Raw genomic sequence first — 20,148 nt, 5'->3', positions numbered from 1 at the left:
AACGCGTCGGGATCGGACTCCGGCCCCTTCCCCGTCCTACGATGATGCTCTCGACACCAGCCCTCAGGAGGCACGCGATGTCTGCAGCAGCTGCCGAGCGGCCCCATGACGACCTGTCCGGCGAGCGGTCCCTGCTCGCCGAGGCGAACCTGCTCATGGATCGCAACCCGGGCCACCGCGTCGAGATCATCGGAGGCCAGATCACCGTGACCCCTCCCCCGGACGTGGCACATGCCCGCGCCCTCTCCCGGCTGAGGCGTCCGTTCGCCGCGGCAGGGCTCGACGGCGGGGAAACCGAGGTTCTCGAAGGCGTCGGTCTCTGGCTCCCCACCGGTGCCGAGGACTACGCGATCCCCGACCTCGTCGTCGTCGACGCCGACATCGACGAGCACGTCATCGAGAACAACTGCTACGACCCGCTCTCCTTCCGCCTCGTTCTCGAAGTCACCTCCAGCAACTACCAGAACGACCTCCGGGCCAAGGTCACGTCGTACGCCGCCGCCGAGATCCCGGTCTACGTCATCGTCGACCGCAAGCACGGGCGCCTCCACACCCTTATGGACCCGTCGAACGACGAGTACGCGACCCACCAGGTGCACGCCCCGGGCCAGTTGGTCACCCTCCCCGAGTCGATCGGCGCGAAGGTCACGCTCGACGTGACGGAGGTTCTGGAGGCGGGAAAGGCTGTGCAGGAGGGGAGTTGAGCATCCGGCCCCGCAGCTGGCCGCGGATGGGCGCCGGCGAAGCCCGCTAAGGCAAATGTCACTGGGCCGAGGGCTGTCGACCAATGGGGCTCAATCAACATAAAGGCCCATCTGGTTGACGGAATCCGCCTGGTGTCCTCACTCGCCCCAGAGATAGCGTTGGTTCGCTTCAGTTACCCCCCACCTCACGGGAGTCCCGAGTGAACCGCCCCATCCGTCTCCTGACGGCCACGCTCACCGCGTCCGCGGCCCTGCTGTTGACCGCCTGCGGTTCGGGAGGCGGGGACGACGGGGCCCCGGACAAGATCGAGGGTGCGGGCGACGGCGGCTCGAAGGCTTCCGCGAGTGCGTCGGCGAAGCCGGGCGGGGCGAAGCGGCCGGAGATCAAGCTCCCGGCGGAGTTCGAGGCGAACTTCGCGGGCTGGACGAACAGTGACCCGAAGCTCCAGGGGGTCCTGGACGACGGCAAGGAGGAGCTGCGGGCGAAGTACGCGGCGATCATCGAGGGGAACCCGGATTCGGACGCGGTGACGTTCTACAACTCGGGCTCGTCCCTCACCACGGCCCGTAAGTGGATCAAGGGCTTCACCGAGACCGACGACAGCCTGATCGGTGAGATCAAGGCCTACGATCCCAAGGTCCACGTCAGCGGCAAGGATGCCGCTGTGTTTTTCTACTGCGTCGACGAGCGCAAGGCATCCACGAAGAACCGCAAGACCAAGAAGGTCACGGCCACCCCCGACACCCCCGACTCGGTGCTGCAGTACCGGGCCAGGCTCACCAAGTCCCAACAGGGCGTGTGGCAGACCGTCTCCCTTGAGACCGTCCCGGGCGGGTGCAAGTAGTGCGGACCACCACGAAGGCCGGTGCCTTCCTGCTCGCCACCGCCCTCGCCCTGGGATTCTCCTCGACGGCGGCATACGGCATCGGGGACAAGAACAACCAGAATCCGTCGGGGCCTTCGGGCGGCGCGAACAACAACATGCTGAACGCCGGGGTCGGCAAGACGGGCATCAAGGTCGCTCAGGTCAGCGGCGGCAAAGGCGGCTCCTCCACCAAGGGGCTCGCTCCGGTGGACCCGAACTGGAAGCCCCCGGCCTGCTGGTACGAGCCCGTGGCTACGTCCGAGCAGGTGAAGGCCGCGACGGACCAGCTCAAGAAGACCCCCAACGAGAACCTTGTCCTGGTCACCCCCACACTCCGTTGGGGTCAGGAGCTGATGGTGAACACCTTCGAAAAGGACAAGCCGCCGAGCGACGACGTAAAGAGCTACAAGAATTTCAACCTCGGCAAGGACGGCAAGTTCTGGCGCGGTGTCGTCAACCCGGACATGGAGGACGATCCTGGGGCGTACGACTGCGAAGAGACGCTCTTCTGGCAGGACGCCGGGGCTATCCCCAAGATCGCCAACGCCCCCACACCCAAAGTCCTCGCCTCGTACGCGTACGACAAGATCAAGGTCCCGGACACCAAGGTCGAGCTGAAGCCGGAAGCCAAGTCGACGGTGAATCTGCCGACTTGGGTCTGGCTGGACAAGGGCAAGTTCGAGGACGTCAAGGTCCGCGCCGAGCTGCCCGGTACGGGTCTGTGGGCGGAGACCACGGCGAAGCCGAAGAGCCTCCACCTGGAACCCGGCACGGCGGACGCGAGGACGTTCCCCGCGTCCGGCGAGTGCAAGGTCAACGACGACGGCAGCATCGGCACTCCGTACACGAAAGGCTCCTCCAAGGAGGACCCGCCGTGCGGCATCGCGTACCTGCGGGCAACCGGAGGCAAGCCGTTCCAGCTGAAAGCTTCCATCACCTGGGAGATCACCTGGGAGGGCTCGGACAACGACGGCGTCCACGACCTTCCGGACGGCACGTTCGACGGGACGCAGGACATCGAGGTCCAGGAGATCCAGTCGATCAACCGCTGAGCACCCCGGCCGGGTGACGCATCCGTCCATGCGGCGGCTAAATAGCGACAATACGGTTGATTTCAGTCCGACCGGCTTACCCTGACGGAATGTCAGACAACCAGTCGGTCGGCCTGTCAGCTGACCAGCCTTCGGTGGACGAGAACTCGTCCGAACTGCTCGGCTTCGACAACGTCGTGTTCCCCGTCGGCGAACTCGGTGAAGCCGTCGACTTCTACGAGCGTGCCGGGTTCCCCGTGACCCACCGCATCGACGAGATCGGGCTCGCGATCCTGGCGGTGGGCAAGGAGACGCCCGGGATTCTGCTCCGGGTGGAGGAGGGGGTCGAGCACCGGCCTTCCGCCTGGGCCACGCCCCGGGTGTGGCTGGAGGTGCCCGACGCACGGGCTGCCGGGCGTGCCCTCGATGACGCCGGGGTCAAGCTGCTGGCCCCGCCGTTCTCCGTCGCCACCGGGTACACCGTGGAGTTCGCCGACCCGTGGGGGAACGTCGTGGGGTTCACCGACTACCGCAAGCGGCCCGAGTTGGCCCGGAGTTAGCCGGTGGGGCGGGCCCCCGGCGACACCGGCCTCTCGAAGAACGTCTCCAGGGAGACCGTCGCCTGAGTCCCGCTCACCCCGTCGATCGCGTACAGCCGGCGCAGCACGTCCTGGAGTTGCTCCGTCGTCCCCGTGCGGACCTTCACCAGGACGCTTGCCGCGCCCGCGATGACGTGCGCCTCCTGGATCTCGGGGATCGCCGCGAAGTCCTCCGCCCGGTCCCCCATCCACGCCGTCGAGTCGACCATGACGAAGGCCAGCACGCCCTGGCCCACGGCCGCCGGGTCCACGTCGACCGTCGTGCGGCGGATCACTCCGCGTTCACGCAGCTTCCGTACGCGTTCGTGGGTCGCGCCCGCCGAGAGTCCCACCGCCTTGCCCAGGGTCGCGTAGGGCTGGGCGGCGTCCTCTTGCAGCAGCGTCAGCAACTCTCGGTCGGTGCCGTCCATCGGCTGCATCTGCGGCATCGGCTGCACTCCCACCCTTCGTTCGCCCTTCCTTGACGTTCACCATACCTCGTACTGCATTATCTCCATGTAGCCGAATGAAGTTCACTTCACACGTCGGACAGGGGTCGTCATGTCTTCTCAGAAGGTGCCTACGTCGTACGAGATTCTGGATGAGCGGTTCCGCACGGGACGGTGCGCCAACGGGGACACCAAGCTGGAAGTGCTCCACGACGACTGCCGGTGGGCCGAAGGGCCGCTCTACCTCCCCGCCTGGCGGCAGCTCATCTGGAGCGACATACCCAACGACCGGCTGCTGCGCTGGGACGAGGCGACCGGGCGCGTCGGGATCTTCCGGTCGAACGCCGGACACGTCAACGGCAACACCCTCGACCGGGAGGGGCGGTTGATCTGCTGCGAACAGGGGAATCGGCGCGTCACCCGCACCGAGCACGACGGCCGCGTCACCGTCCTCGCCGACCGCTTCGAAGGCAAGCGGTTCAACAGCCCGAACGACGCCGTGGTCCGCTCGGATGGGTCAGTTTGGTTTTCCGACCCTGACTTCGGGATCACCAATGACTACGAGGGGTTCCGGGCGCCCGCCGAGATCGGTGGCTGTCACGTCTATCGGATCGACCCCGTGACCGGTGACGTACGGATCGTCGCCGACGGCTTCGACGGGCCGAACGGGCTCGTCTTCTCGCCCGACGAGCGGCAGTTGTACGTTTCCGACTCTCGCGCGGCCCAGATCCGCGCCTTCGAGGTGCGTGACGACGGGACCCTCTCGGACGGCGTCGTCTTCGCCGAGTCGAAGGACTCCGGCTTCGACAACATCCGCTTCGACGACGAGGGGCGGCTGTGGGCGGCCGCCCTCAATGACGGGGTGCACTGCTACGACCCCGACGGCACCCTCATCGGGCGGCTCACCGTCCCCGAGGCCGTCTCCAACATCGCCTTCGGCGGGCCGAAGAACAACCGGCTCTTCATCACGGCGACGACCTCGCTCTACTCGCTGGTGATGTCCGCTACGGGGCTGCCGCGCGTGCGGACCACGAGCTGAGCCCCGGTCGACGACCTCAGTTCACCGTGTCCATCTCGCCCACGGCCAGCTCCACGTCGTACACCAGCGGTTCGCCCGCGACCGCGATATGCCGCGCGCGGGCCGCGTATCCGGGGGCCGTGACGGCCAGCAGGTACGCGCCCGCCGACGGGGCCGCGACGATGTACGAACCGTCGGCCAGGGAGGTGACGCGGTCCAGCTGGCGGCCCCCCTTGGAGAGGAGGGTCAGGACCGCGCCCTCCACTGGTTCACCGTCCGCCGTGCGGATGAAACCGTGCACTACGGAGGCGCCGCCTTCGCCATCGGGCTCCCTCAGGCGCGCGTGGGGCACAGGTGCCGTCTCCTCCGGTGCCTCACGCGGCTCCACCGCAAGGTGCGGAAGACGCTTCTCCAAGCCCGCGGGAAGCCACCAGTTGGAGCGGCCGAGCAGATGCATGGCGGCGGGGACGAGGGCCGTGCGCAGGATGAACGCGTCCAGGGCGACCGCAGCCGCAAGGCCGATGCCCGCCATCGCGCCCTCCATGTCGCCGCTCAGGACGAACGCGGAGAAGACACAGATCATGATCAGGGCCGCGCAGTTGATGACCCTGCTCGTCTCGGAAAGGCCGACGCGAACCGCTCGCGCGTTGTCCTTCGTGTGCACCCACTCCTCGTGCATGCGGCTCACCAGGAACACCTGGTAGTCCATCGAGAGCCCGAAGAGCAGCGACAGCATGATGACGGGCAGGAAGGCGGTGATCGGGCCCTCCTTGCCGATGCCGAGGATCTCCGTGCCCCAGCCCCACTGGAAGACCGCCACCAGTACGCCGAAGGACGCCGCCGCCGCGATCAGGTTCATCAGGGCCGCCGTCAGCGGCACCACGAGGGAGCGGAACGCGATCAGCAGCAAGAGGAAGCCGAGCGCGATGATCGCTCCTACGAAGTAGGGCAGTCGGTCGCCGGTCACCGCGGCGAAGTCCTTGAAGACGGCGGTGACGCCGCCTACATGAGCGTCGACTCCGGCCTCCGGAATCACGTCCCTCCGTAGACGGTCGATGAGCTGGTCCGTCTCCTCCGACTGGGGGGATGTCGTCGGGACCACGTTGATGACCGAAATGCCGTCCGTCGGCGGTGCGGCCGCCACCCTCGCGACGCCCTCCGTCTCGCGGATGGTCGCCACCAGGTCCCCGGTGTCGGCCTCTTCGGCCACTACTTGGAGTGGACCGTTGAATCCCGGACCGAATCCCTCGGCCAGCATGTCGTACGCCTGCCGGGTGGTCGTCGACTCCTGGTGGTTGCCCTGGTCGGTCGCGCCGAGCCGCAAGGAGAGCAGCGGCAGCGCAAGGAAGGCCATCACCACGAAGGCGAGCGCCGCGATCGAACGCGGCCGCTTCTGGACGTACGAGGACCAGCGCGCCGCGAGTCCGCTCGCCTCCGCGGGCTCCGGTCCCGTTGCGGCGAGGCGGCGCCGCTGCCTGCGGCTGAGGACCCTGGGTCCGAGCAGCCCGAGGAGCGAGGGCAGCAGGGTGATGGCCGCGAGGACGCTCAGGACCACCGTCAGGGAGGCCGCGATGACCACGCCGTCCAGGAAGCGCATGTTCATCACCAGCATCCCGGCGAGCGCGATGCACACTGTGCCGCCCGCGAAGAGCACCGCACGGCCCGAGGTGTTCAGGGCCTGCACCGCGGACTCCTCGGGCTCCATGCCGCGCAGGATGCCGCGCCGGTGCCGGGTGACGATGAAGAGCGCGTAGTCGATGCCGACGCCCAGGCCGATCAACGAGCCGAGCAGCGGGGCCACTTCGGGGATGTCCGTGACATGGCTGAGCAGCATCGTCGAGAGCATGCCGAGGCCCACTCCGAAGACGGCGATGACGATCGGCAGGACCATCGCGAAGAGCGAACCGAAGGCCAGGAAGAGGACGACCGCGGCGGCGGCGATGCCGACCATCTCGGCGATGCCCGTGGGCGGCTCCTGGGTGCGGGTGATCGCCTGGCCGCCCAGCTCGACGTGCAGACCGGCGCGTTCGGCGTTCTGAGCCGTGTCCACGACGTCCTGGACGAGGTCCTTGGGTACCGAGTTCGCCTCCTCGGCGAAGGTCACCTGGGCGTAGGCGATGCGCCCGTCCTGACTGATCTGGGCCGCGCCCGCCTCCTTGGACGCGTACGGGCTCGTGACCTCGCCGACGCCCTTCATGCCGGCGATCTCCTTGAGCGCGGGCTCGATCCGAGAACGTACGCCCTCGTCACGGACCGACGCCTCACGGACCGAGGCGTCACCGTCCGAGGCTCCCTCGTCGACGCGCCAGACGACCGTGTCGGTGTCTCCGGCGCTCTCCGGGAAGGCCTTCGTCATCAGGTCGTACGCGCGCTTGGAATCCGTGTCCGGCAGGGAGAACACGTTCGCGTAGTCGGTGCCCGCGGAGGTCCCCGCGGCCCCCAGTCCGAACAGGGCTCCCACCCACAGCACAAGGACCACCAGACGGTGCCGATAGCACCATCGCGCCAATGCCGCCACGATCCACTCCTCCTCCGCGTCGCCAAGTCCCCCGGGTCCGTGCCTTCAGGGGCCTCAGCATCGGCGGCACCACGCTCCAGCGGCGTGACGCGGCCATGATTCTCAAGTAACTCCAAGGCACGGACCGGGTCTTCGTACAACGCCCGCGCCGATACTGAGGGCATGAGCCACGCCGAAGGCCAGCAGGGAACAGATGTCGGAGTGCCAACCCGTCCGAGCGGGACGGGCGCTACGGGGGGCACTACGGGCGGCGCTACAGGTGGCGCTACGGGCAGCGGCGCGGGCGGTCCCGGCACCTGTGCCACCGTGCTCGTCGTCGAGGACGAGCCCAGCATCGCCGACGTGCTCGCCATCGCCCTGCGCTACCACCGCTTCGACGTGATGGTGGCGGGCACCGTGCGCGACGCCCTCGCCCTCGCCGGGCGCACCCGGCCCGACGTGGCGCTCCTCGACGTGATGCTGCCGGACGGCGACGGACGGGCCCTGGCCAGGGAACTGCGCTCCCGGTGCCCCGAGTCGGCCCTGCTCTTCCTGACCGCGCGGGACGCGCCCGCGGAGGTCGTGGGGGCGCTCGCCCTCGGCGACGACTACATCACCAAGCCGTTCAACATCGACGAGGTCATCGCCCGCGTCGGCGCGGTCCTGCGCCGCACCAGGGCGGGCGACGTGCTCCCCCAGCGCCCGCCGCTGCGCTACGGCGACCTGGAGCTGGACGAGACGGCCTACGTGGTGCGCCGCGCGGGCCGCACGGCGCAACTCACGCCCACCGAGTACGCCTTGCTTCGCTTCCTGGTCCGCAACGGCGGCCGCGTGGTGCCCAAGGAGCAACTCCTGCGCCATGTCTGGCAGTACGAGCACCCCGCCGAGTCGACCGTCGTGGAGACCTACATCAGCTATCTGCGGCGCAAGCTGGACGCGCTGGGCCCACCGGTGATCACGACCCGGCGGGGTGTCGGATACGGCCTCGCATGAGGCGTGCGGCACCACACCGCGGCATGAGCTCGCTGCGCGCCAAGCTCACGTGGGTGAACGTGGCCCTCCTCGCCCTCGGCATCATCGTGGCGACCGGCGTCAGCGTCATGGGCATGCGCCACTACCTGCTGGACAACGTGGACGCCGAGCTGACGCAGTCGCGCACCTCACTGTTGAGCACCGGCCTCACCATGAAGGACATCGGGAGGCTCAGTGAGCTGGGCATCGCGTTCGACAAGCTCTCACCCGGCGGCAAGGAGAGCGCGAGCGCCCTCCCGCGCGGGGACACGGTGTTCGTGGCGGTGAACGAACGTGGCGAACCCGTCGCCATCGGATCGCTCACGCCGACCCCGCGCCAGCGCGCCCTGGCCGCCGCCGTCGACGACCCCGACGCGGTCGCCGGCAGGTCCGAGCCGCAGGACATCACCCTGGACGGGGACGCCCACCGCATGGTGGGCGCTGAGCTCGCCGACGGTACGACGGTCCTGATGGCCGCGGCCACCCAGAACGTGGAATCGGGCATCAAGAAGGCGCTCAAGCTGGACGCCGCCTTCGGAGTGGTCCTGTTGGCGCTGCTCGCCGTCCTGACGATGATCTCCGCGCACCACCGGCTGCGCCCCCTGGAGGACATGGTCGAGACCGCGTCAGCCATCGCCGAGGGCGACCTCACCCGGCGCGTTCCCTCCAGCCGTGCCCCCGCGACGGAGACCGAGCAGCTGCGCCTGGCCCTCAACTCCATGCTCCACCAGGTCGAATCCGCCTTCGAGACCCGCGAGCGCAGCTCGGCACAGCTGCGCCGCTTCGTAGCCGATGCCTCGCACGAACTGCGTACGCCCTTGTCGGCGATCCGCGGCTACCTCCAGCTGTACGACAAGGGGATGCTCCGCGATCCGGCGGAACGCACGCGCGCGTGGAGCCGCGTCATCGCGGAGACCGACCGGATGGGACACCTCGTCGACGAGCTGCTCACCCTGGCCCGCCTGGACCAGCAGCCGGAACTGCGTTTCAGGAACGTCGACTTGAGCCGCCTGGTACGGGACGCCGCCGACGATCTGCGGGTGCAGGAGCCGGAGCGCCCGCTCACTGTCCGCGCCGAGGGGGCGGTGCTGATCCGCGCTGACGAGTCGGGGCTGCGGCAGGTGCTCGGAAATCTGCTGGGCAACGTACGCGTCCACACGCCCGCCGACGCGCCGGTCACGCTGGGCGTGGAGCGGCAGGACGGGGTGGTGCGGCTGCGCGTGGCCGACCAGGGGCCCGGCCTCGGGGAGGAGGATGCGGCGCGTGTGTTCGACCGGTTCTTCCGCGCGGGCGGGGGCGCGGGCAGCGGGCTCGGGATGGCGATCGTGCAGGGGGTCGTCGCGGCGCACGGCGGCGAGGTGGGGGTGGAGACGGCGCCGGGGGCGGGGCTCACGGTGACGGTCACATTGCCTGCGCGAACGGCTAATTGAGGGGGCGGTCGGCTGGGGAGGGTCGCCGGGGCGACTCCTGGGGAGGGTCGTCGGGACGGCTCCCGGGGAGGGGCACAGGGGCGGCTCCTGGGGAGGGTCGCAGGAGCGGCTCAGGGCGCGCTCAGGCCCGTACCAGCGCCCACACCGTCTTCCCGTGCCGTCCCCGCTGCCAGACGCCCCACGCCTCGGCGAGCGCGTCGAGCAGCCGCAGGCCGCGGCCGCCCTCCTCCAAGGGCCCCACTTCCCGCAGCTCCGGGCTGCTCGGGCTCTCGTCGGAGACCTCTATGAAGCAGTCGCCGTCAGCGAGGACCGTGACCGCGACCTCGAACTCCCGGTCAAGGACGACGCCGTGGCAGACCGCGTTCGTCACGAGTTCCGACACGAGGAGCACGGCGTCGTGCAACGCCGCGCTCTCCTCCTTGTGACCCCAGGCGGCGAGATGGTCGTGCACACGGAGCCGGGCGAGCGAGACGGATGCCGGATGCGGCGGAAGCCGGAAAGCCTGACGTCGCAACAACGTTCCCCCTATGGCACACCAAAGCACCAAGAACCGCACACACTTCCGACACTTAATGCTGCGCAGAGGTCATACCCGGTGTCACACCGTCACCTTACGGCCCGGCTGTATCCGGCCAGCTTTGTCTCGTATCGAACCGACGCACGATCACGCCTGGTGGGAGGCCAGTTCGACGACCGTGACGTCGGACGGCGCCCCCACCCGCACCGGCGGCCCCCACGCGCCCGCGCCACGCGTCACGTACAGCTGCGTGTCGCCGTACCGCTCAAGGCCCGCGAGCGTCGGATTCGCCAGGTCGGCGATGAAATTGCCTGGCCACAGCTGTCCGCCGTGGGTGTGCCCGGAGAGCTGCAGGTCGACGCCGTGCTTGACGGCATCGTGGATGACGACCGGCTGGTGGGCCAGGAGCACGGAGGCCCGCGAGCGGTCCCGGTCGCCCAGTGCCTTGGCGAAGTCGGGCCCGTGCCCCTCGCGCTCGCCCGCCACGTCGTCCACTCCCGCGAGGTCGAAGCCTGGCAGTTCGGTGCGGGCGTTCTCCAGGGGCCGCAGGCCGAGTTCGCGTACGTGATCGACCCACTGCTCGGCTCCCGAGAAGTACTCGTGGTTGCCGGTCACGAAGTACGTCCCGTGCCGCGCCCGGAGCTGCGCGAGCGGCTCGGCAGCGGGGCCGAGGTCCTCGACACTGCCGTCGACCAGGTCACCGACCACCGCGATGAGGTCGGGCTGTGTGCCGTTGATCGTGTCGACCACCCGCTGGGTGAAGCCGCGTCCGAGAATCGGCCCCAGATGGATGTCGCTGACCACGGCGATCCGGAAACCATGTGCCCCGCGCGGCAGCTTGGCCAGCGGCACGGTGACGCGCTTCACGCGGGGGCCGCGCAGGACGCCGTACGTCCCGTAGCCGACTGTTCCGACGGCGAGGGCCGCGGCGCTCCCGCCGACGACGCGGGAGACGAAGAGGCGGCGCGAGGGAGCGACCGGCTCTGCGCGCGCTTGCGCGGGAGCGGGGGTCTCCGGCTGGACTGCGGGGCCGGGAGTCTCTGGCTGACCCGCAGGGCCGGATTTCTCCGGCTCGGCGGCGTCCTCCGTAGAGGCGCGTTTCGAACCGCGCCTCAAGAAGAAGGGCCGTACGAGCTCACCGACGAGAAGCGCGAGCACGAGATAGATCGACAGCGCCATCCACATGAAGCCCGGCCAGGCCAGCACCTTCTGCAGCCAGAACGGCGCCCCGGCCCGCTCACTGGCGACCGCCGCGAACATCAGCAGCGGCCCCGCCACGAAGACCACAGCGCCCGCACGCCGGGCAAACCCGGACCTGGCGGTGGTGTCCCGCACCAGACGCCGCCAGGCGTACCACTGCATTGCGGCGAGGACCGCGAGCGCGGCGAGGCCGACCAGCACGAACAGGATGACCACGGTTGCGCGCCCCTCAGCAGTGCCCGAAGTGACCGATCAGCTATGACGTACGGCGCAGAGCACGCACTCCGCGCAACCCGATGGCCCCTACCACCGTCCCCAAGACAAAGGAGGCGACGGCGAGCGTCAGGTGCACCCAGAAGTACGCGGTCGGGTCGCCTGCGTCATCGAAGGCGAGCCCGCTGCCGTCCTTCCACAGGTTCTTGACGAAAGTGATCCAGATGAACCAGCTCCACACCCCGAAGGCGAGCAGGAACCAGGAGACCGGGCGGCTGAGCTTCATACGTTCAGTATCGCGAGGCTCCCTTCCGCACCGCCGCCGGGGTGGGGAGTCCGGGCCGTCAAGGACACAGCCCACCTCGGCGGCGACTTCCACAGCGGCGCCCTGTACGTTCTCGTCCGTGCCTGCCCTAAAAAAGACCGCCTTGTTGGTCACTTCCGCCGCATTGCTGACCATGTCGACCACAGCTCCCGCATGGGCGGACGACAATCCGGGGGGCGAGAAGAAGCCCAAGCCCCCGGCTTCGATGTCGACAGTGGGCGGCGCCAAGCTCGGGAAGCCGGGCACCCAGGTGAGTCTCAAGGCGGGCGCTCCCGTCCTCCCCAAGGACCTTTCGGCGCGCTCCTGGATGGTGTCGGACGCCGAGACGGGCGAGGTCCTCGCCTCGCACAACTCCCACTGGCGGCTGGCCCCGGCGAGCACCCTGAAGATGCTCTTCGCGGACACGGTGCTGCCGAAGTTCCCCAAGACGCAGAAGCATAAGGTCGAGCTCTCCGACATGGCGGGCATCGGCGCGGGCAGCAGCCTGGTCGGCATCAAGGAGAACGAGACGTACACGGTCCACGACCTGTGGCTCGGCGTCTTCCTGAAGTCGGGCAACGACGCCGTGCACGTCCTGTCGGCAATGAACGGCGGTGTCCCGCAGACCGTCAAGGACATGCAGGCGCACGCCGACGAGCTGCAGGCCCTGGACACTCACGTGGTCAGCCCGGACGGCTACGACGAGAAGGGGCAGGTCTCCTCCGCGTACGACCTGACGCTGTTCGCCCGCTCCGGGCTGCAGAAGAAGGACTTCCGCGAGTACTGCTCGACGGCCACCGCCAAGTTCCCCGGCGAGACCAAGAAGGTCACGAAGGGCAAGGACAAGGGCAAGAAGAAGCGCGGGTCCTTCGAGATCCAGAACACCAACCGACTCCTTACGGGGGACGTCGGAGTCGCCCCCTACAAGGGCATCGCGGGCGTCAAGAACGGCAGCACCACGAACGCGGGCAACACCTTCACCGGTGTCGCCGAGCGCAACGGCAAGGTGCTGCTCGTGACGGTGATGAACCCCGACTCGGGCGAGCAGTTCGCGGTCTACAAGGAGACCGCGCGTCTCCTCGACTGGGGCTTCAAGGCGTCGGGCAAGGTCGAGCCCGTGGGTGAACTGGTCGCTCCGAAGAGTGCCGGTACGGGCAGCGGCAAGGGCGCTCCCGGCGCGGGCAAGGGCGGGTCGGACTCGTCCAAGAACGTGGCGCACGCCTCCGACAAGGAATCGGGTGGCGGTGCCGGCGTCGCGCTCGGGATCGCGGCCGGTGTCCTCGCGCTCATCGCCGCGGGGCTGTTCGTGATCAACCGCCGGATGCCGCTGCCGGACCTGGTGCGGCGGAAGAGCCGCCGCTGACGTCGCGGCACTCTTCCTGCTTCTGCTCCTTCTCCTGCGCCTGCTCCGCTTCCGTACGCTCCTGCTTCCGCGTCGCCGTCCAGGCGGCGCAGAACAGCAGGAGCTTCGCGGTGAAGTTGATCCACAGGAGCAGCGCGACGGGCACTCCGAAGGCGCCGTACATGCTCTTCGCGGCGACGCCCTTCATATAGCCGCCGAGCAGCAGCTTGAGCAGCTCGAACCCGGCCGCGCCGATCAGACCCGCGGTGATCAGGTGGCGGCGCGGCGGCTGGACGCCCGGCAGCAGGGTCAGGACGTAGAGCAGAAGCAGGAAGTCCGCGAGGACGGCGATGGCGAACGCGATCGCCTGGAGCAGCAGCCCGCCCCAGCCGTCCTCGGAGATCCCGATGAGGTCGGCGCTCCAGCCGACGGCGGTGGAGGCGAGGGTCGAGGCGACGAGGGACGCCAGCCCGGCGCCGCCGAGTCCGACGAGCACCCCGGCGTCCTTGACCTTGCGCATGACGGGGTTCTCGTCGGTGTCCTCAAGCTCCCAGACGGCCCTCAGGCACTCCCTTATCGAGCCGACCCAGCCGATGCCGGTGAAGAGCAGCAGGGCGCCCGCCACGAGGCCGACGGTGCCCGCGTTGGCGACCAGGGCGTCCAGGTTCAGCTGGTCGGAGATGCCGGGGACCTGCTTCGAGATGGTGTCCTCGAGCTTGTTCTGCTGGCTCTTGGAGAGCGTCGCGGCGGCGATGGCGGCGGCGACGGTGATCAGCGGGAAGAGCGCCAGGAAGCTGATGAACGTCATCGCGGCCGCGAGACGGGTCCAGTGCACGCTGTCGAGCCGCTCGTACGCGCTCCACGCGTGCGTGCGCATCAGGCGCTCCACCAGGGGCCCGATGCCGGGGAGTTTCTTCAGCCAGTCCATGATGCCTCCCTGCCCGTTGTGCGGAAGACCAAGGTCCGTGTACCCCAGAAACGCAGAACAGTGGCGAGTGCCATACCGACGCCCGCCCCGGAGATGGTGTCCGCGCGCTGTGAGGTGAGGCCGAGGCCGTAGTGGGACACCGCGATGCAGAGCAACTGCACGAGGGCGCCCGCGATGTTGACGGCGAAGAAGATCCCGTACTGGCGAAGGCGCGAGACTCCGGCCGCCTCGCGTCTCCGATAGGTGCCGAGCGCGTTGCCCGCGTACGCGACCGTGCAACCGGCGACGAACGACAGCGCCTTGGCGGTCAGCGGGTCCATACCGACGGGCCCGCGCAGCCAGATGAAGAGGCCGAGGTCGACGGCGTACGCGCAGATCCCGGCGGCGGCGAAGCCGAGCAGTTCGGGGCCCATGGCCCGTAGCCGCTCCCTGAAGGGGCTCACCAGTCGGCGACCGCGAGGCCGTACATCGCGATCCACACCAGACCGATGACGGCAAGGGCACGGTCGCGCAGGACGACGTCCTCGGGCTCTCCCGCGGTGCCCCGGTCGGCGAAGACGGCGTACCGCAGGACGGCGAGGACGAAGGCGGCCATCGACAGCTGCCGCCAGGGCAGCAGGCCGTTGCCCGTGCCGCCGCTCTCCATGGCCCACAGGCAGTACGCGAGTACGGCGACTCCGGCGGCCAGTTGCCAGACGAAGCGGAGGTAGCCGGTGGTGTATTCGGTGAGCAACGCGCGCGTGGCGCCCGCTTTCCCGGACATCTGCACGGCTTCGGAGTAGCGCTTGGCGGCGACCATGAAGAGCGCGCCGAAGCCCGTCGTGATCAGGAACCAGCGCGAGAGCGGGATGTCCAGGGCCACTCCCCCGATCATCGCCCGCATCAGGAAGCCCGTGGTGACGACGGCGAGGTCGATGACGAGGACGTGCTTGAGGCTGACGCAGTAGGCCAGTTGCATCACTACGTAGGCGGCGAGAAGGCCCGCTGTCAGGGGCGTGCAGAACGCGGCGGCGGCCGCCGGCGCGAGCACGGCGAGCAGCCCGCCGACCACGTACGCGAGCGCCACGGGCACCTGCCCTGCGGCGACCGGTCTGCGGCACTTGGTGGGGTGGGCGCGGTCGGCATCGGCGTCACGCGCGTCGTTGATGAGGTAGACGGCGGACGCGGCGGCCGTGAACAGCGCGAACACCACAGCGAGTTGGATCAGCGAGTGGCGCGAGAAGAGCTCTCCCGCGGCGGCGGGGGCGGCGACGACCAGGACGTTCTTCACCCACTGGCGGGGCCGGGCGGTCTTCAGGAGGCCGAGCGGCAGGGCCAGGGAGCCCGAGCCGGACGGCCGGGGCGGCTGGGGGCGTTCGAGCAGGGCGGTGCGGTCAGCCATGCGCGCGGCCCCCGTTCATCCAGGCGGAGCCCACGCGCGCGGTGAGGGCGCCGAGGGCCGCTCCGGCCGCCACATCGCTCGGGTAGTGGACGCCGACGATCATCCGCGAGACACACATCGCGGCGGCGAGCGGCGGGACGATGCGGGCTCCGACTGGGCTCAGCGTGCTGTACGCGACGGTGGCCGCGGCGGCCGAAGTGGCGTGCGAACTGGGGAAGGAGTGCCGCCCCGCGGTCCTGACGAGGGGCTCCACGCCCGGGTCGCCGCCGGGACGCGGGCGCCGTACGACCCGTTTGACGCCCATGCTGGCCAGGTGCGCTGCGGCGGTCAGCGCCGTGCCGCGCAGCCACGCGGAGCGCCGCTCGCGGTCGACCGCTGCGCCCGCGAGCCCCGCGACGATCCAGAGGGCGGCGTGCTCGCCGGTCCAGGACAGGGCCCGTGCGGCGGCGGCCACGCGCGCGTCGGAGCCGCAGTCGCGCAGGGCCGACAGCAGCCGGTGGTCCATGTCGTGCATGTGGCCTCCCTCTCCGGGGACTTCAAGGACCTGACCTCGGCGACTCTTCTAGGCAACCTCTCAATATTTACGGCAATATAGGACGACACTCCATCAATCACCCATTTCGGTGAGAGCTCTGACGAATATGGGCAAACTGCCCTTGCTCGGACGATACGGTCACGCCTATGCCTGCCGACTCCGCTCCGCCGCCCGCCGACTCCGCGATCGCGCCGACCGTGTCCGTGTCGGGCTGGGGACGCACCGCCCCCTCCACGGCCCGCCTGATCCGCCCCCGTTCGCCCGAGGAGGCCGTGGCGGCCCTCCAGGCCTGCGGGGAGCGTGGCGGCATCGCCAGAGGCCTTGGGCGGGCCTATGGGGACGCCGCGCAGAACGCGGGCGGCGCGGTCCTCGACATGACCGGCATGGACCGCGTGCACGCCATCGACGCCGACGCCGGCACCGTCCTGTGCGACGCCGGGGTCTCCCTGCACCGCCTGATGGAAGTCCTGCTCCCGCTCGGCTGGTTCGTGCCGGTCACGCCGGGGACCCGCTATGTGACCGTGGGCGGCGCGATCGGCGCGGACATCCACGGCAAGAACCACCACGGGTCCGGGTCGTTCTCGCGCCACGTGATGGCCGTGGAACTGCTCACCGCCGACGGCACAGTGCAGGCGGTCGAGCGTGGCACCCCCCTGTTCGACGCAACGGCGGGCGGCATGGGCCTGACGGGCGTGATCCTCGCCGCGACGCTGCAACTGCAGCCGGTCGAGACCTCGTTGATGACGGTGGACACCGAGCGCGCCACCGACCTCGACGACTTGATGGCCCGACTCACCGCCACCGACCACCGCTATCGCTACTCCGTGGCCTGGATCGACCTCCTCGCGCGCGGGGCGTCGATGGGGCGCTCCGTGCTCACGCGCGGCGACCACGCTCCCCTGGACGCCCTCCCGGCACGCGCGCGTAGAGCCCCGTTGACGTTCCGCCCCGGCCAACTGCCGCCCGCCCCGCGCTTCCTGCCCGAAGGCCTGCTCGGCCGCAGGTCGGTGGGCCTCTTCAATGAGCTCTGGTACCGCAAGGCACCGCGCTGCCGGGTGGGCGAACTCCAGAAGATGTCGACGTTCTTCCACCCCCTGGACGGCGTCCCGCACTGGAACCGCGTGTACGGCCGCGGCGGCTTCGTGCAGTACCAATTCGTCGTCGGGTACGGCAAGGAAGAGTCCCTGCGGCGCATCGTGCGGCGCATCTCGGAGCGCGGCTGCCCGTCCTTCCTCGCCGTACTGAAGCGCTTCGGAGAGGGCGATCCGGGCTGGCTCTCCTTCCCGATGCCCGGCTGGACCCTCGCCCTGGACATCCCGGCGAACCTGCCGGGCCTCGGCGCCTTCCTCGACGAGCTCGACGAGGAGGTCGCCGCCTCCGACGGCCGCGTCTACCTGGCCAAGGACTCCCGCCTGCGGCCGGACATGCTCGCCGCGATGTACCCGCGGCTCGACGACTTCCGCGCGCTGCGGGCCGACCTCGACCCGCGCGGCGTGTTCCGCTCGGACCTCTCGCGCCGCCTCGCCCTCTAGCACCTCCAGGAGTTGGTCCCATGAAGGACGCCTTCGGCACCCCCCAGTCCCTTCTCGTACTCGGCGGCACCTCCGAGATCGGCCTCGCCACCGCCCGCCGTCTGGTCGCGCGGCGCACCCGCACCGTGTGGCTCGCCGGGCGGCCGTCCCCGGGCCTGGAGAAGGCCGCGGCGGGCCTGCGCGACATGGGTGCGGACGTCCGCACCGTCGCCTTCGACGCGCTGGACTCCGAGTCCCACGAGGACACGCTCGGCAAGATCTTCGCCGAGGGCGACATCGACATGGTCCTGCTGGCCTTCGGCATCCTCGGCGACCAGGCACGCGACGAGGACGAGCCGCTGTCGGCGGTGCGGGTCGCGCAGACGAACTACACCGGCGCGGTCTCCGCCGGCCTGGTGTGCGCGCGGTCGCTCCAGGCCCAGGGGCACGGCTCCCTGGTGGTGCTCTCCTCGGTCGCGGGCGAGCGTGCCCGCCGCTCGAACTTCATCTACGGGTCCAGCAAGGCGGGCCTCGACGCCTTCGCCCAGGGCCTGGGCGACGCGCTGCACGGCACAGGGGTGCACGTGATGGTCGTCCGCCCCGGCTTCGTACGCTCCAAGATGACGGCGGGCCTGGAGGAGGCCCCCATGGCGACCACTCCGGAGGCGGTCGCCGAAGCCATCGAGACGGGCCTGCGGCGGCGTTCGGAGACGGTGTGGGTGCCCGGCGCGCTACGGGTGGTCATGTCGGCGCTGCGTCACGCCCCGCGGGCGGTGTTCCGGCGGCTTCCGGTGTGAGGCGTTTCGGGGCCGGGCGCCTAAGTGGGCTCTTCGGGGGCAGGCGCCTGGGTCAGCGGGCGGGCAGTGTGCCGTGCGCGGCGGGGGCGGCCGCCTGCGGAGGCACCACCGGTCCGCCACCGCCGAAGACGAACTCGCGCAGCTTGCGCCACACTCCGTCGGCGCCCTGCTCATAGAGCGCGAAGCCGGTGCAGGGCCACTCGGCCTCGTACTCCGAGAGCTCCGCGTACGCCCGGTCCATGGACTCTTCGGAGATGCCGTGCGCCACCGTGACGTGCGGGTGGTACGGGAACTGCAGCTCGCGCGCCATGGGCCCGGACGCGTCCCGCACCCGCTCCTGGAGCCAGCCGCAGGCCGCGCCGCCCGCCACCACCTGGACGAAGACCACGGGTGACAGCGGACGGAACGTGCCCGTCCCGGAGAGCCGCATCGGGAAGGGGCGCCCGGCGGCCGCGACGGCCCCCAGGTGCGCCTCGACGGCGGGCAGCGCCGTGGCGTCCACCTCGGTCGGCGGCAGCAGCGTGACGTGCGTGGGGATGCCGTGTGCCGCGGGGTCCCCGAAGCCCACGCGCCGCTCCTGGAGCAGGCTGCCGTGAGGCTCCGGGACCGCGATCGACACACCGATCGTTACGGTCCCCACGTCGTACTCCTGTCGGTCGGGTGGCGGGCAGAGGGCGCTGCTGCACCTGGCGTGATGCAGGGGGGTCGTGTGGCTCAGTGCTTGGCGGGCAGCAGGCCCACCTTGTCGTACGCCTGGGCGAGGGTCTCCGCGGCGACGGCGCGCGCCTTCTCCGCACCCTTGGCCAGGATCGAGTCGAGCGTCTCCGGGTCGTCCAGGTAGGCCTGGGTGCGGTCCCGGAAGGGAGTCACGAAGTCGACCATGACCTCGGCGAGGTCAGTCTTCAGCGCACCGTAGCCCTTGCCGGCGTACTTCTGCTCCAGTTCCGGGATACCGGCACCGGTGAGCGTCGAGTAGATGGTGAGGAGGTTGCTGACACCCGGCTTGTCAACGGTGTCGTAGCGCACAACCGTGTCGGTGTCGGTGACCGCGCTCTTGACCTTCTTGGCGGTGGCCTTGGGCTCGTCGAGGAGGTTGATCAGGCCCTTCGGAGTGGACGCCGACTTGCTCATCTTGATCGACGGGTCCTGAAGGTCGAAGATCTTCGCCGTCTCCTTGAGGATGTACGCCGCCGGAACAGTGAACGTCTCGCCGAATCGGCCGTTGAAACGCTCCGCGAGGTCGCGGGTCAGCTCGATGTGCTGGCGCTGGTCCTCGCCGACCGGGACCTGATTGGCCTGGTAGAGCAGGATGTCCGCGACCTGGAGCACCGGGTACGTGAAGAGGCCCACCGAGGCGCGGTCCGCGCCCTGCTTGGCCGCCTTGTCCTTGAACTGCGTCATGCGCGACGCCTCGCCGAAGCCCGTCAGGCAGTTCATGATCCAGCCGAGCTGGGCGTGCTCGGGGACGTGGCTCTGGACGAAGAGCGTGCAGCGCTCAGGGTCGAGTCCAGCCGCGAGGAGCTGGGCCGCGGCGAGCCGGGTGTTGGCACGGAGCTCGGCCGGGTCCTGCGGGATCGTGATCGCGTGCAGGTCCACCACCATGTAGAAGGCGTCGTGGGACTCCTGCAGCGCCACCCACTGGCGGACCGCGCCAAGGTAGTTGCCGAGGTGGAACGAGCCTGCGGTGGGCTGGATTCCGGAAAGCACGCGAGGACGATCAAGGGCCATGGAGCCATTCTCTCAGGTGTCTCTCATTGCTCGGAAACAGACGTGTGACGGGTGTGCCGCGATCTTGTCCTGGCCCGTGCCCCACCCAGCTCGATCCGGTCCTCGCGA

The 20,148-nt window shown here is 69.7% G+C and carries 21 protein-coding genes; 10 read left to right on the top strand and 11 right to left on the bottom strand.

Translation table 11 applies throughout. The annotated features are described in order from the left end of the window. Positions 1-77 precede the first annotated feature (77 nt). The 4 genes from ACWGI2_RS17555 to ACWGI2_RS17540 all read left to right on the top strand — a co-directional run bounded on the left by ACWGI2_RS17555 (position 78) and on the right by ACWGI2_RS17540 (position 3,161). Positions 78-704 carry a Uma2 family endonuclease gene (locus tag ACWGI2_RS17555; RefSeq protein WP_453696163.1) on the top strand — a complete coding sequence of 209 codons (627 nt, stop codon included), beginning with the start codon at positions 78-80 and terminating at the stop codon, positions 702-704. Between the two features lie 200 nt (positions 705-904). After that, complete coding sequence (locus ACWGI2_RS17550; RefSeq protein ID WP_453696162.1) at positions 905-1,549, top strand: hypothetical protein; 645 nt, start codon at positions 905-907, stop codon at positions 1,547-1,549. After that, positions 1,549-2,622 carry a hypothetical protein gene (locus ACWGI2_RS17545; RefSeq protein ID WP_453696160.1) on the top strand — a complete coding sequence of 358 codons (1,074 nt, stop codon included), beginning with the start codon at positions 1,549-1,551 and terminating at the stop codon, positions 2,620-2,622. Before ACWGI2_RS17550 ends, ACWGI2_RS17545 begins: the two co-directional genes overlap by 1 nt. Before the next feature lie 89 nt (positions 2,623-2,711). Next, positions 2,712-3,161 carry a VOC family protein gene (locus tag ACWGI2_RS17540; RefSeq protein WP_453397326.1) on the top strand — a complete coding sequence of 150 codons (450 nt, stop codon included), beginning with the start codon at positions 2,712-2,714 and terminating at the stop codon, positions 3,159-3,161. On the opposite strand, the gene ACWGI2_RS17535 is transcribed toward ACWGI2_RS17540, so the two are convergent. Continuing rightward, complete coding sequence (locus ACWGI2_RS17535; RefSeq protein WP_453696751.1) at positions 3,158-3,610, bottom strand: Lrp/AsnC family transcriptional regulator; 453 nt, start codon at positions 3,608-3,610, stop codon at positions 3,158-3,160. The genes ACWGI2_RS17540 and ACWGI2_RS17535 overlap by 4 nt on opposite strands. Positions 3,611-3,740: 130 nt before the next feature. On the opposite strand from ACWGI2_RS17535, the gene ACWGI2_RS17530 reads away from it, so the two are divergent. After that, the gene (locus ACWGI2_RS17530; protein WP_453696158.1) at positions 3,741-4,667 is read left to right on the top strand and encodes an SMP-30/gluconolactonase/LRE family protein; all 927 of its coding nucleotides are present in this window, start codon (positions 3,741-3,743) and stop codon (positions 4,665-4,667) included. Between the two features lie 16 nt (positions 4,668-4,683). On the opposite strand, the gene ACWGI2_RS17525 is transcribed toward ACWGI2_RS17530, so the two are convergent. Then, complete coding sequence (locus ACWGI2_RS17525; RefSeq protein ID WP_453696750.1) at positions 4,684-7,155, bottom strand: MMPL family transporter; 2,472 nt, start codon at positions 7,153-7,155, stop codon at positions 4,684-4,686. Positions 7,156-7,470: 315 nt separating this feature from the next. Between ACWGI2_RS17525 and ACWGI2_RS17520 the strand changes: the two genes are divergently transcribed. Both ACWGI2_RS17520 and ACWGI2_RS17515 read left to right on the top strand, forming a co-directional pair. After that, on the top strand, positions 7,471-8,136 hold the full coding sequence (locus tag ACWGI2_RS17520) for a response regulator transcription factor (RefSeq protein WP_453696749.1): 666 nt from the start codon (positions 7,471-7,473) through the stop codon (positions 8,134-8,136). Positions 8,137-8,159: 23 nt separating this feature from the next. Beyond that, entirely contained in the window at positions 8,160-9,584 is a 1,425-nt protein-coding gene (locus ACWGI2_RS17515; protein ID WP_453696157.1) for a sensor histidine kinase, read from the top strand. Between the two features lie 121 nt (positions 9,585-9,705). On the opposite strand, the gene ACWGI2_RS17510 is transcribed toward ACWGI2_RS17515, so the two are convergent. From ACWGI2_RS17510 to ACWGI2_RS17500, 3 genes are all read right to left on the bottom strand, one after another. Further along, positions 9,706-10,101: an ATP-binding protein gene (locus ACWGI2_RS17510; RefSeq protein WP_453696155.1), complete on the bottom strand. Its 396-nt coding sequence runs from the start codon at positions 10,099-10,101 to the stop codon at positions 9,706-9,708. 147 nt (positions 10,102-10,248) lie between these two features. Continuing rightward, positions 10,249-11,517 (bottom strand): metallophosphoesterase, encoded by a 1,269-nt coding sequence (locus ACWGI2_RS17505; protein WP_453696154.1) that lies wholly within the window; start codon positions 11,515-11,517, stop codon positions 10,249-10,251. A 40-nt stretch (positions 11,518-11,557) separates the two neighbouring features. Next, complete coding sequence (locus ACWGI2_RS17500; protein ID WP_160506782.1) at positions 11,558-11,800, bottom strand: SCO4848 family membrane protein; 243 nt, start codon at positions 11,798-11,800, stop codon at positions 11,558-11,560. Positions 11,801-11,918: 118 nt separating this feature from the next. Here ACWGI2_RS17500 and ACWGI2_RS17495 point away from each other — a divergent pair, with 118 nt between their 5' ends. Beyond that, on the top strand, positions 11,919-13,181 hold the full coding sequence (locus ACWGI2_RS17495) for a D-alanyl-D-alanine carboxypeptidase family protein (RefSeq protein ID WP_453696152.1): 1,263 nt from the start codon (positions 11,919-11,921) through the stop codon (positions 13,179-13,181). Here the strand turns inward: ACWGI2_RS17495 and ACWGI2_RS17490 are convergent. Genes ACWGI2_RS17490 through ACWGI2_RS17475 form a run of 4 tightly spaced genes read right to left on the bottom strand, consistent with a single transcriptional unit; the run spans position 13,129 to position 15,983 of the window. Next, a complete protein-coding gene (locus ACWGI2_RS17490; RefSeq protein WP_453696150.1) occupies positions 13,129-14,088 on the bottom strand; it encodes a YihY/virulence factor BrkB family protein in 960 nt (319 codons plus the stop codon). The two genes, ACWGI2_RS17495 and ACWGI2_RS17490, sit on opposite strands and share 53 nt — an antisense overlap. Then, entirely contained in the window at positions 14,076-14,501 is a 426-nt protein-coding gene (locus ACWGI2_RS17485; RefSeq protein WP_453397334.1) for a GtrA family protein, read from the bottom strand. The genes ACWGI2_RS17490 and ACWGI2_RS17485 overlap by 13 nt, the downstream gene beginning before the upstream one ends. A 26-nt stretch (positions 14,502-14,527) precedes the next feature. After that, entirely contained in the window at positions 14,528-15,469 is a 942-nt protein-coding gene (locus ACWGI2_RS17480; RefSeq protein WP_160506778.1) for a decaprenyl-phosphate phosphoribosyltransferase, read from the bottom strand. Next, entirely contained in the window at positions 15,462-15,983 is a 522-nt protein-coding gene (locus tag ACWGI2_RS17475) for a phosphatase PAP2 family protein (protein WP_453397336.1), read from the bottom strand. Before ACWGI2_RS17475 ends, ACWGI2_RS17480 begins: the two co-directional genes overlap by 8 nt. 167 nt (positions 15,984-16,150) lie before the next feature. Between ACWGI2_RS17475 and ACWGI2_RS17470 the strand changes: the two genes are divergently transcribed. Beyond that, complete coding sequence (locus ACWGI2_RS17470) at positions 16,151-17,536, top strand: FAD-binding protein (RefSeq protein ID WP_453397337.1); 1,386 nt, start codon at positions 16,151-16,153, stop codon at positions 17,534-17,536. A gap of 20 nt (positions 17,537-17,556) precedes the next feature. Continuing rightward, positions 17,557-18,312, top strand: a complete 756-nt coding sequence (locus ACWGI2_RS17465) for a decaprenylphospho-beta-D-erythro-pentofuranosid-2-ulose 2-reductase (protein WP_453397338.1) — start codon at positions 17,557-17,559, stop codon at positions 18,310-18,312. A gap of 52 nt (positions 18,313-18,364) precedes the next feature. On the opposite strand, the gene ACWGI2_RS17460 is transcribed toward ACWGI2_RS17465, so the two are convergent. Beyond that, positions 18,365-18,952 carry a 2'-5' RNA ligase family protein gene (locus tag ACWGI2_RS17460; protein ID WP_160506774.1) on the bottom strand — a complete coding sequence of 196 codons (588 nt, stop codon included), beginning with the start codon at positions 18,950-18,952 and terminating at the stop codon, positions 18,365-18,367. Positions 18,953-19,026: 74 nt separating this feature from the next. Further along, positions 19,027-20,040 (bottom strand): tryptophan--tRNA ligase, encoded by a 1,014-nt coding sequence (gene trpS, locus ACWGI2_RS17455; protein ID WP_453397339.1) that lies wholly within the window; start codon positions 20,038-20,040, stop codon positions 19,027-19,029. Between the last annotated feature and the right edge of the window lie 108 nt (positions 20,041-20,148).

The organism is Streptomyces sp. NPDC054866 (genome assembly GCF_053610745.1).
The sequence above is the reverse complement of the archived record's forward strand: the minus strand, read 5'-3'. Positions and strand labels throughout refer to the sequence as shown.

What these genes read in the sequence shown, in the direction of transcription:
- ACWGI2_RS17555 (WP_453696163.1), top strand. Translation starts at nt 78, where the DNA reads ATGTCTGCAGCAGCTGCCGAGCGGCCCCATGACGACCTGTCCGGCGAG.
- ACWGI2_RS17540 (WP_453397326.1), top strand. Translation starts at nt 2,712, where the DNA reads ATGTCAGACAACCAGTCGGTCGGCCTGTCAGCTGACCAGCCTTCGGTG.
- ACWGI2_RS17535 (WP_453696751.1), bottom strand. Translation starts at nt 3,610, where the DNA reads ATGGACGGCACCGACCGAGAGTTGCTGACGCTGCTGCAAGAGGACGCC.
- ACWGI2_RS17530 (WP_453696158.1), top strand. Translation starts at nt 3,741, where the DNA reads ATGTCTTCTCAGAAGGTGCCTACGTCGTACGAGATTCTGGATGAGCGG.
- ACWGI2_RS17515 (WP_453696157.1), top strand. Translation starts at nt 8,160, where the DNA reads ATGAGCTCGCTGCGCGCCAAGCTCACGTGGGTGAACGTGGCCCTCCTC.
- ACWGI2_RS17500 (WP_160506782.1), bottom strand. Translation starts at nt 11,800, where the DNA reads ATGAAGCTCAGCCGCCCGGTCTCCTGGTTCCTGCTCGCCTTCGGGGTG.
- ACWGI2_RS17490 (WP_453696150.1), bottom strand. Translation starts at nt 14,088, where the DNA reads ATGGACTGGCTGAAGAAACTCCCCGGCATCGGGCCCCTGGTGGAGCGC.
- ACWGI2_RS17485 (WP_453397334.1), bottom strand. Translation starts at nt 14,501, where the DNA reads ATGGGCCCCGAACTGCTCGGCTTCGCCGCCGCCGGGATCTGCGCGTAC.
- ACWGI2_RS17480 (WP_160506778.1), bottom strand. Translation starts at nt 15,469, where the DNA reads ATGGCTGACCGCACCGCCCTGCTCGAACGCCCCCAGCCGCCCCGGCCG.
- ACWGI2_RS17475 (WP_453397336.1), bottom strand. Translation starts at nt 15,983, where the DNA reads ATGCACGACATGGACCACCGGCTGCTGTCGGCCCTGCGCGACTGCGGC.
- ACWGI2_RS17470 (WP_453397337.1), top strand. Translation starts at nt 16,151, where the DNA reads ATGCCTGCCGACTCCGCTCCGCCGCCCGCCGACTCCGCGATCGCGCCG.
- ACWGI2_RS17465 (WP_453397338.1), top strand. Translation starts at nt 17,557, where the DNA reads ATGAAGGACGCCTTCGGCACCCCCCAGTCCCTTCTCGTACTCGGCGGC.
- trpS (WP_453397339.1), bottom strand. Translation starts at nt 20,040, where the DNA reads ATGGCCCTTGATCGTCCTCGCGTGCTTTCCGGAATCCAGCCCACCGCA.